8 protein-coding genes and 1 pseudogene are annotated in these 9,999 nt (G+C 38.2%); 1 reads left to right on the top strand and 8 read right to left on the bottom strand.

The annotated features are described in order from the left end of the window. Positions 1-5 precede the first annotated feature (5 nt). Positions 6-1,055 (top strand): dihydroorotate oxidase, encoded by a 1,050-nt coding sequence (locus A9G28_RS09690; protein WP_065580539.1) that lies wholly within the window; start codon positions 6-8, stop codon positions 1,053-1,055. Positions 1,056-1,991: 936 nt separating this feature from the next. Here A9G28_RS09690 and A9G28_RS09685 read toward each other — a convergent pair. From A9G28_RS09685 to A9G28_RS09650, 8 genes and pseudogenes are all read right to left on the bottom strand, one after another. Next, positions 1,992-2,798: a hypothetical protein gene (locus tag A9G28_RS09685; protein WP_065580538.1), complete on the bottom strand. Its 807-nt coding sequence runs from the start codon at positions 2,796-2,798 to the stop codon at positions 1,992-1,994. An 84-nt stretch (positions 2,799-2,882) separates the two neighbouring features. Beyond that, positions 2,883-3,410 (bottom strand): tail fiber assembly protein, encoded by a 528-nt coding sequence (locus A9G28_RS09680; RefSeq protein WP_065580537.1) that lies wholly within the window; start codon positions 3,408-3,410, stop codon positions 2,883-2,885. A gap of 1 nt (position 3,411) precedes the next feature. Beyond that, the gene (locus A9G28_RS13140) at positions 3,412-4,371 is read right to left on the bottom strand and encodes a prophage tail fiber N-terminal domain-containing protein (RefSeq protein WP_081301565.1); all 960 of its coding nucleotides are present in this window, start codon (positions 4,369-4,371) and stop codon (positions 3,412-3,414) included. 42 nt (positions 4,372-4,413) lie between these two features. Then, a pseudogene (gene gpJ, locus A9G28_RS09670) lies at positions 4,414-7,398 on the bottom strand (TipJ family phage tail tip protein); the annotation flags it as partial. 253 nt (positions 7,399-7,651) lie between these two features. Then, entirely contained in the window at positions 7,652-8,212 is a 561-nt protein-coding gene (locus A9G28_RS09665) for a hypothetical protein (protein ID WP_255307565.1), read from the bottom strand. Continuing rightward, positions 8,209-8,925 (bottom strand): C40 family peptidase, encoded by a 717-nt coding sequence (locus A9G28_RS09660; RefSeq protein WP_065580540.1) that lies wholly within the window; start codon positions 8,923-8,925, stop codon positions 8,209-8,211. The genes A9G28_RS09665 and A9G28_RS09660 overlap by 4 nt, the downstream gene beginning before the upstream one ends. 3 nt (positions 8,926-8,928) lie before the next feature. Then, on the bottom strand, positions 8,929-9,633 hold the full coding sequence (locus A9G28_RS09655) for a phage minor tail protein L (RefSeq protein ID WP_065580534.1): 705 nt from the start codon (positions 9,631-9,633) through the stop codon (positions 8,929-8,931). Then, entirely contained in the window at positions 9,630-9,959 is a 330-nt protein-coding gene (locus A9G28_RS09650; RefSeq protein ID WP_065580533.1) for a phage tail protein, read from the bottom strand. Before A9G28_RS09650 ends, A9G28_RS09655 begins: the two co-directional genes overlap by 4 nt. Between the last annotated feature and the right edge of the window lie 40 nt (positions 9,960-9,999).

The following is a 9,999-nucleotide window of genomic DNA, read 5'->3' as shown; positions in this document are numbered from 1 at the left end:
ATAGCATGAAATCTTTAACACCTTTTTATAATCCAAGTATAAGCTATGAAGATAATTATGCTCAAGGACCCTTTGGGCTTTTTGCACAATTAGATAAATCACAACAGATTCCAACAAAACCCTCAACGTTCTTAAATATTGATGTCAATTTACCATTCGGTATGCCAGCAGGCCCATTATTAAATGCCAATTATATCAAAGCAGCATTTGCTTATGGATTTGATTTATGTGTGTATAAAACAGTTCGAACTAAGTTTCATAAATGTCATCCATTACCTAATGTCTTGTCTGTTCATCCTAAAGGTAAACTATCGTGCAACTTAGATACAGTATTAGCAGATACTAATTATAATCAACCTCTATCAATTACCAACTCATTTGGTGTGCCTTCATTTTCACCCGACATTTGGCAACCCGATATGGCTGATGCGGTACAATCGGCTGGTCATGGGCAATGTGTAATCGGTAGTTTCCAAGGCACACAAGGGCATGGAGAAATAGAAAAAGATTATGCTCTAGCGGCAAAATTAGTGCATGAAACTAATGCACCTATTCTTGAAGCAAATTTAAGTTGCCCGAACGAAGGGGCAAGCAAGCTACTATGTTTTGATGTAGATAAAGTTGAACGAATTGTAAATGCGATAAAAACAGCAGTGCCTGATCGCCCTCTTATTTTAAAACTGGCCTATTTTCCTGATAATGAAAGAATTATTTCTTTATTAACTCGTGTGGGTACTATTATTGATGGTTTAAGCACCATCAATACGTTATCGGCAAAACCCGTTGATGCGAATGGTCACCCCGCCTTAGGCGAAAACAGAAAAGAAGGCGGAATCTGTGGTGATGCCATTCGTTGGGCCGGTTTAGATATGGTGAAACGTTTAGCCAAATATCGCAAAGAGATGGATCTAAAATTTGCTATTATTGGTGTAGGCGGCGTTAGCACTAGCGAGCATTATCGTCAATTTATAAACAATGGTGCTGATGCAGTTATGAGCGCAACAGGTGCTATGTGGAACCCATTGCTAGCAATAGAGATCAAAAAAAGCCTTTAATATCAGCCAACCATAGTTTATAAAGGTTACAGTGTAACTTACTACTGTAACCTTGTTTTCACAATTCGTCTTAAATTGATAATACAAGATGATATATATAGAATATATAGCAATAAAGATGCCTAAATAACTAGTTGCCATTTTTAACAAAATAAACGATAAATGGCTGTACAGGATTTTGACACCATTTACTCTTTAACTAAAAAACAGTATATCAATAATATTGCTTATCTATTACTGATTGATCATTTTTTAAAGCAAAAATAATAATCGCTAATGAAATAGACAATCACTTTGAAGAAAAAAGACTATCCTTATCCTCATAAATTAGAGATTTTGAATATATTCAGAAAATATTAATTGTAGAAAATCATTTCACATAACAAGAGGTGCAGCTTAGATTCTAGACATTGGTTAACATATCGCTTACTTAGATAATCAAGTTTGCTTAAAAAAGCTTAAATAAAATTTAGCAAATTATATATGGGCTGGGCAATGATTTTATACTAAAACTCACATCTACCTGAAATTTTTGATGAAAATAACACGGATTTTTATTTTTCAATATAATTGGATGAAAGTTAACTTTAAAAATTAGAAAACACAATAAGCATGGCAATTTTTGGCAAAAATTATTAGCATATGCGTAGAGGTTATTAAATGATAATGGAAAATTTGATTGGCATAACTACTGTATGGAATTGGCGGAACGGACGGGGCTCGAACCCGCGCCCCCCTGCGTGACAGGCAGGACGCTAAAAATTAATTTTATTTAAAAACAAAGCGTTGCACCTCTTGCAATATTAAATTGTGACGCAATATAAAGTAGCTTAAATTCATATAAAGCATGGTGTTGACACAAATATGCCACAGCGTCAAAACTGTAGTATTGACGATTTTGTGATGCTACATGACGCTGTTGAGTATTGTAGGTTATTATTTGATAAAAATTAGAAAAATAAAAAACAATATTATTCCAACCTCAATTATTATTTTTTGTTTATATTTAATTTTGCGTAAAATAAATTGAAAAATATTTTCTTTTAAATAGTAATCAATTTCTTTTTGCAACATTTTATTACCACCTAGTATTTCAAAAATTTTCTGCTTTTGGTTTTTAAGTGTTTCTTTTTTTTCAATAAGATAATCAGTTATCTCCACTTCCTTGATGTTTTTTTTCCAAGTTTCTACCGTTGTAAGCTGATTTATAAAGGTTTTATTAGATTTTCCTTCTTCTTTTTTATCATTACTATAATTAAACTTAATTCCAAATTGCTCGTAAAAGCGATTTCTCCGTTCCTTGTTTTCTAAATTAGCTTGACCTTGACAAAGAGTGATAGTATCAAGTATTGCACTAGAATAGTTATGCTTCGCCCATAATATTATTTGATTCATGATATATGTACCTATTCTATATCCTCGTATTTCTTCCGGATCTAAAAATACTGCTCCCCTAGACATAGAATCAGAAGTGATAGACAATCGCTTAGCCCTCCTGTCATAACTTGCGCCAAACCAACCATGACCGACTCCTGTTGCGCATCTATCTAATACTCGATACGAAATTGTTAAAGAGTCTAGTCCAAAATCACCCTCAGAGTTAACCTCTTCTTTTTCAAGTATAATAGTAAAAAAAGGGGCTTCTTTGGCTGATATTTCACCTTGATATACTTCTAAAAGTAAAATGCGGGGACTTAGAATGTCTGTTTCATTTTTACTAAGACGGGGTAATAACTTACTCACAATTTTTACCTTTGTTTATCGTTATTATCATAATAATGTCTTATTTTTACACAAAACAAAAATGTTATGAAGATAAAATTCACTTTACGGCTTGTCTGGAAATACTGCATTAATGTCTGATACATCAACACGCATTAACAAGATTCGATATTTTTTCCATTGTTTCAACTGCGCTTCTTCATCATCTTCTTGCATATCTAAATCGATGATATCCTGCAGAATTGCTATTTTTTCGTTTGCATCATTGAGTAATGAGTTTTTCAATAATTGATTGTTTTTAATGATATTCTCATTTTTAGCATCATTATCTAGCACCCATTTTTTGCCATTCCATTTGCAAAACTCAAACGGCTCAAGCTGCGTATAACCCTCTTTGATTTTACCAAAATAATCAACAATGCTTGATTCTTTCGTCTCAATGTTATATACCGTTTTTTCTCGATTGTCCTCAACTAAAATCCATGAGCCATTTTGCTCACACGGCCAATACCCATCTTTAAACTCAGGAGCGATACGTAACGCATTGTCTGGCGGCAATGTATCATTATTTGCCTCAAGCTCATGTATGAATGGCTTTAGTTCATTTGTGTTATCAAAATAATAATTAATCATATTAAACTCCAAGATAAATAACTGGTGTCATACCGATGTTTATCGGTCTGTTTTCGTGTGCAGTTGGCGCTCCGAGCGATGCATCAAATACGATCGTTTGCTCCGGGTAATCCGAATCAGACCACAGACAAGTTACCGATGCGAATCTATTGTTTAGTCCAGAGCCGCCATTGTTTGAGCGAGTTCTGAAGATCCCCCGAGGGTTTGTATCGTGCCATTGAAATACATGGATTAACTCCCCGTAAATATTACGAATCGCGTCATCTTCCCATGAGCCAACCTGCCTACTCCCTCCATTAACCGCACGCTCAAAAGAACCTCGTCCGTCTGGCGCAAACGCGGTCGGTACATTAATGTATTGTTGATCGTCAATTGTTTTTATCGTGATATTATGATCCCTTTTGTAGTTAACTGATAGGTTGTTCAATGCTTGCCCTTGCGGTGAACTAAGCAGAAAATTATCCCCATTCCTGAAATACCACCCAAACGGTAGCTCATCACGACGAAAAGGCATTAATCGTTGGTCGCCGATCATGTCTGTTTTTTTGATAAAATTCGATGTATCAATAGATGATGCGTGCTGTCTAGCGTCATCTGCTGATTTAGCAGCGTTTTGCTCAGACTGTTTCGCATCATTACGCACATCAATAACCTGCTGTAAAATTTCAGGCGTAATTTCACTCTCTAATGGATTCAATAAAAAATCATTTAATGTACCGTCGGCAGAATCAGAAAATACCTGAATCGTGCCAAGTTTCTTTGGCGGAAATCCATTTATAATTAGCTTTACTTCATAGTCACACGGTAACGCGTTCATTGTGTAACTACCGTTTTCTGCAACTTCGAATGCCTGTGTTTGAACCAAAACCTTGTTTGTTGTTCTTTTTGCGTATAACTCGATAGTACAGTTGTTGATAATATTACCCACACCGTCAGTTAAAATTCCTGATATTTTTGCCATAATTTTCTCCAGATAATAAAAAAACCGCTACATGAGCGGTTGTTATTTTTTCAATGTCATGATAGTAATGACGTCGGGAATACCGGTTTTTTTATATTTATTGCTCTCGCGCATACTAATAGTAAATGTTGTGTGCGCCGGCATTAGAACAGAAAACGTATCGCTAGCGACAAAATTCAATGATGTCGTTTCAATTTTCTTGATGAAAACATAATTGTTGTTAGTATTGTTGAATATAACTATTTCAACCTCTCCGTAGTTCCACATATCCGAATTTATCCCGTCGCCACCGCCACCACCGCTGCGCCGTTGCGCTATCAGCGTTACTGGTAAAATAAACAAATCTCTGTCAAACGGTTCTGACTGTATAGTAACAGAGCCATTTTTTTTACACGTATGCATTTTTACAATGTCGCCAACAATTTGCATTGCTGTCAATTTTCCTTGAATCTGACAGTTTTCATTAATCACAACATTGTTTAATTGCCCAGAATTCGCATAAATGTTGCCTGAGATGTTAGCCCGTCTTGCGTTTAGCGTGCCGTCATCAAGCAGTTCAAATGCGGGTGGATTTCCCGCGCTGATGACATTACCGGCAACCATTTTACCGCCCGTAATTTGCGGCGCTCTGATTTCAGTACCAGCTATTAATCTATCGCCTCTCATCGTGCCAGTTGCGATTAAATCACCGTCCAGAAACATGGCTGGCTCAATCCATTGTGCGCCGTTGTACATTCGAGCTTCTGAATGCGCAACTTTGCCGGAACCATCTAATGAATAAATTATCAATGTGGTATCACGGGCTGGATAAAAACCAAATTCAAGATAGAACATTTGAGTGGCATCATCGTTATTTGTCGGGAATTTTCCATCGTGAGTTTGAATTCTAAATAGCCCACCTGCCCCATTTTCCGCAATTAAGGTCTTGGTATTAGCTATGAACATCTCTGAGCGACCAACAACATTAACCGCATTTACACCGTACCAGTATTCGGTATCGGGCTGACAATCAACATCGGTTAGTGACATAGCACGTCCAAGATAATTGCTTTTTTTCTCAACTTCTGCTTTAGTTGTGCCTTTGTAGAATTCGAATTGTGTTCCCAGACTTGATACGGAAGTCATTACTGGACGTATAGCAACATTAAATGCGCTTGGTGTTAGTACTAAACCCGATGGTTTGGCGGGTGGCAAAATAGAAAAGACTATCGTGGTTTCATCGCCTAATCGTCCATCTTCCGCAACCCCTCTGACTGTTGCGTTGAATTTTCCCTGATGTAATTCTGATAAATAATATTCAGTATCAGCAACAACTTCACGACTAATTAATTTATCATCACGATACACTTTCACTTCGAATTTCAGGTTTTGAATCGTGCGAGGTGTGGACCATGATAATCTAGCCTGATATAAATCAGATTCGGGAATAACTTCGGCTTGTAGTTGTTCGACGGGTGGAATTGACCATCCAAAAATAGTACCGCTTTCTGTTTCGAATTTAGCGCCATTATCAACAATCGCTTCTTTTTGCGGTTCATGTTGTAACGCAGTGATAGAGTAAGTGCCGTCACTGTTTTCAGATATTGTTAATGCTTTGAATAATCGAGGTTTGATTTTATTGTCATATAGCCCCCAAACAGAATACTCATCGACACTAACGCTGCTCACTAAAACAATTTGATTGGGTTTAACTTGCGCTTGAATTTTGACTTTTTGTAGCTGCATATTTGTATCAGTTACGCTCAAATACGCATTTTTCAAATTTTTAATATCAATGTCACGGTCTAACGTAATCGTGCTATCATTTGCTGCTAAAATTCGCCCGCCAATTGTTGTGCCCGAAAAATCGTTATCAGCAATGCCGATAATATCACCGGGTAAATGACGGATACCTTCACGACCCACGCTAAATGTAACGGTTTGTGTTTCCAATTTTTCAGTTTGAATTAACCATTTACCCACTCTGTGAGCTTGACCTCTCGACGTACAACCAAACGCATCGATTTGCGCTACATTTAATCCAAATCGTTTGATTAGCTCATCGTCAGCAACGTATTCGGTTGTCGTTTCCCAATTGTTATTTGGGTCAATATAACGCACATGCACAGCCGTATGCCGTGATTTTTGTGCTGCTGATGTGTAGTTAAATTGCCCTTCGACTACATTTGCATTTGCATAAATCGCCACAGGGTCGCTCGGTCTGTCCATTACTGCGGTGTACTGCGTACCATCCCAAATCGGCATCGCCCGAAAAATTGAGCACAGGTCGTGAATAACATCATATGCTTGTCGTTGCTCTGTAATGTAACAGTTGCATGTAAAGCGCGGCTCTTTACCGCCAAAACCGTCATCGACTAACTGGTCACAATATTGTGCAATAGTGTATAGCGCAAATTTATCAACACCAAATTTTCCTAACCTACTACCCATACCGTAACGTGTATTGGTTAAAATATCGTAAAATACCCACGCTGGGTTGTTTGTCCATGCGAGTTTAAAATTGCCCGACCAAAAACCATTATACTCTCTCGTTTCAGAGTCGTAGTTATCGGGAACTTTGATAATTAAACCTTTAATCAGATAATTACGGCGAGGCACACCGCTAAACTGTGATGAATCGAATTTTAACCCTACAACTGCTGTATTCGGGTATGAAAATTTAGTATCATAGATTTCAGTGTACGAACTCCACAGCGTGTTATTAACTAGTAATGATGATGTGCTGTCTGGCGTTCTGCGAACAACACGGATGTTAAATGGTTTTGGCGGTAAATCATCTAAAATAACTGAGGTTAAATACTGTGAGCGTGTTTTTTTATCAATTAAATCAACATTTTTTACCGTTTTCCATATACTGCCCACGCCAATTTGAATTTCCATTGATACCGATGTTCGGTTGATGTTGCCTTTGTTATCCGTTGAGCTTAATGACTGCACGCCCACAGTTACACGTACTCTATCGATATTCGGGTCGGTAATAGTGCGCACGATTGGCGTTGTTGCTTTTACTTCCAAGTTAACTGGCACTTCGTTTTCAGTTGCTGGGAAACCCTCAAGTGGTGCTTGTGATTGAGTCCCAGCCGTCCATTCGACTTCAACTCCCTTAAAATTATATGAACCGTCGGGCGCTTGGATTGGTGTATCATTTAAAAAAACGCTTTGCAATCCGTTTACTGGACCCGCAATTTGCCCCTCACATAATAAATCAATAATACTCAGTTGCTGGTGTGACTTGAGGTTATCCTGTGCTTCTTTTGGTGTTTTTGCTTTTTTTGAGCCTTTACCCATTTTTCTTTCCTTTTATAATTTTATCCCACGGAATTGGTGTTGTTGGTTTTTTATCTGTATTCGTTGCGTCGTCTAAAGTCTCAAGCCCTTGCGATAGCACTTTTGAGCCGACTTTAATTAAACCATAGCAAAGCGGTACGGGTGCGCCTTGAGCTATCGTATTATCCAAATTAGAAAAATAGGTGTTATTGTTCTTATCAGCTGTCAATTTATCGGTTTTTGGTAACTTAGTTAGCATTTGAGCAACGCCCCCAAGCATCATCCCAACCCCCATTCCTGCTAGCCAATATTGCTCAGTCAATACGCCAACTACAACCATCGCTGCGCCAGCAATAAAACTGAAAATACCGCCTTTGGCTCCTGCTGTTTTGGGTACAATGTGAATAACGGCATCTTGTGGAATTCGACTATGTAGACCAAACTGTAAATTGCCCTCGTTCATATCCACACCTTTAATCCGAACCCGAAAATAGCCATCCATAATCTGCTTTTTCAAACCGTTTATCTGACAATATAAACCATTTAAGGCTTCCGCTGCTGTTTCAGCGTTCATATTGAACTTATCGCCATATTGTTTAAGATTGCCGTAAAGCCTGACAATTGCCATTGTTTATGCCTCCAGATTGAATGTGTGTAATTACGCCAAAACCCGCTGTATAAATCGCGTTTTGATAGCCGTTTCGGGCAGTGATGTAATATAAATTGATTGCCAATGTAGATAGCTGCATGGTTTGGAGTTATTGAACCAAGACAAACCAAGATAACGTCGCCCTCTTGAATATCCCGAACCTGTTCAAAACCATTTTTAGGTAGCAAGTCCAAGTAAAGGTTTTGCCCGTTATGCCACCAATCGTCCTGCCGTTCATAATCGGGTAAATCGATACCTGCTAACATGTATGCGTCACGTACTATCGTTAGGCAGTCCGTCTCACCGTGCTTGAACTCACGACCCAATAGTGGCTTGATATACCTGAATTTATGAATTTTGTTATCACAAACTAGCCACCACGGCAAACCAGTTTGCTGTTGATAAAACTGGTCTGCTTCGCTGAGGATAGACAAACCATCAGGATGAGAGTGAACTACCGCGGTAATCATTCCTTGCTGTTCCGCTTTTATCCAATCATCAGGCGCAATTTCAAATGTCTCTGTCGGTGTTGATGAAATGTTTTTGCATGGTAGATATATTTTGTTATCAATAACAAATCCGCAGCACTCTGCCTCACCGCATTGTTTAGCGTGATTGAGTATTTTATTTTTCATGATTATTTAAGAGAGTTTTGCAGCAGTTGGAAAACCACCGAATGGAAGAATGCCGTGTTGTCCGAAGCGAAGTTTGCAACCATTTAAACAACGACTACACTTATCTTTTGTGATGTCGTTAGTCGGTTTATCAAATTCATCAGCTACTGCGCCACCCGTGTAACCGCACTCAGACGATCTATATATCCAACCGCAGGTATTAGCGATAATTGTCCTAGCAGGGATTAGCGCACCGTCAGACTCACACGGCAACGCTAATTCAAACGTAACAACCATTGAATTTTGTTGTTTCACCTGCTCAATGACATAGTTTGAGATGATTTCGCAAAACGGATCAGCATATTTATTACCATTTTCAAAATTCACCGCATCTAGATATTTAACTGGCACTTCATGACGGGTGACAATTGCACCTAATAGACCATCGAAGTCATTAATTAGACCTGTAATAAAGCCAAGCGCATTGCTCACGCTCATCGTCGGACGATTACTTGTCCCCTGTCCGTTTTTCTCAAACCCCTCTACTTTAATCGGGTACGGCTCATAGATGTTTCCCTGCCATGTAATCGGTCGGCGCAGTTCATTTAATCCGTTATGAAATCGGAATATTGTTTTGTTTCCAATAATTTTAGTTAAATCAACTTCATATAGGTCAACTATCGCATCTTGTGCTATTTTAGTGATATCAAGCAGCATTTTTTTAGGAATCATGCGATTACCTCTTCAAATGTTGCGGTTATTGTTGTTACTGTGTTCATAACGTTAGATGTCCAAGATGTACATTTAACGGTAATTAATCTGTGCGTATTTGGCTCCCTCCATTTAAATGCATAAAGCCCACCATGACGTGTTAAAAAATCATTGATATGTTGCGCGTCTTCTCGTGCTACTTTTAGTGTGACACTGTATGAGCGCAAGTCGTTGTTAATTCCGTCTTTAATTCGTTGCTCATAGCCGTCACCAAATTTAATGACTTTAACGCGTGGCTCGGCTTTTTCACTCATATTTGGCGCGACTTGCCAGTGAAATGTTTCCATGATTTTCTCCAGATGATTAAACTAATTTATTTGTGGTTTA

Source organism: Gilliamella sp. Fer1-1 (assembly GCF_001690825.1).
In the GTDB taxonomy this organism is placed as follows: Bacteria; Pseudomonadota; Gammaproteobacteria; order Enterobacterales; family Orbaceae; genus Gilliamella; species Gilliamella apicola_C.
Note: the sequence above shows the minus strand (reverse complement) of the source record. Positions and strands in the feature narration are given on the sequence as shown.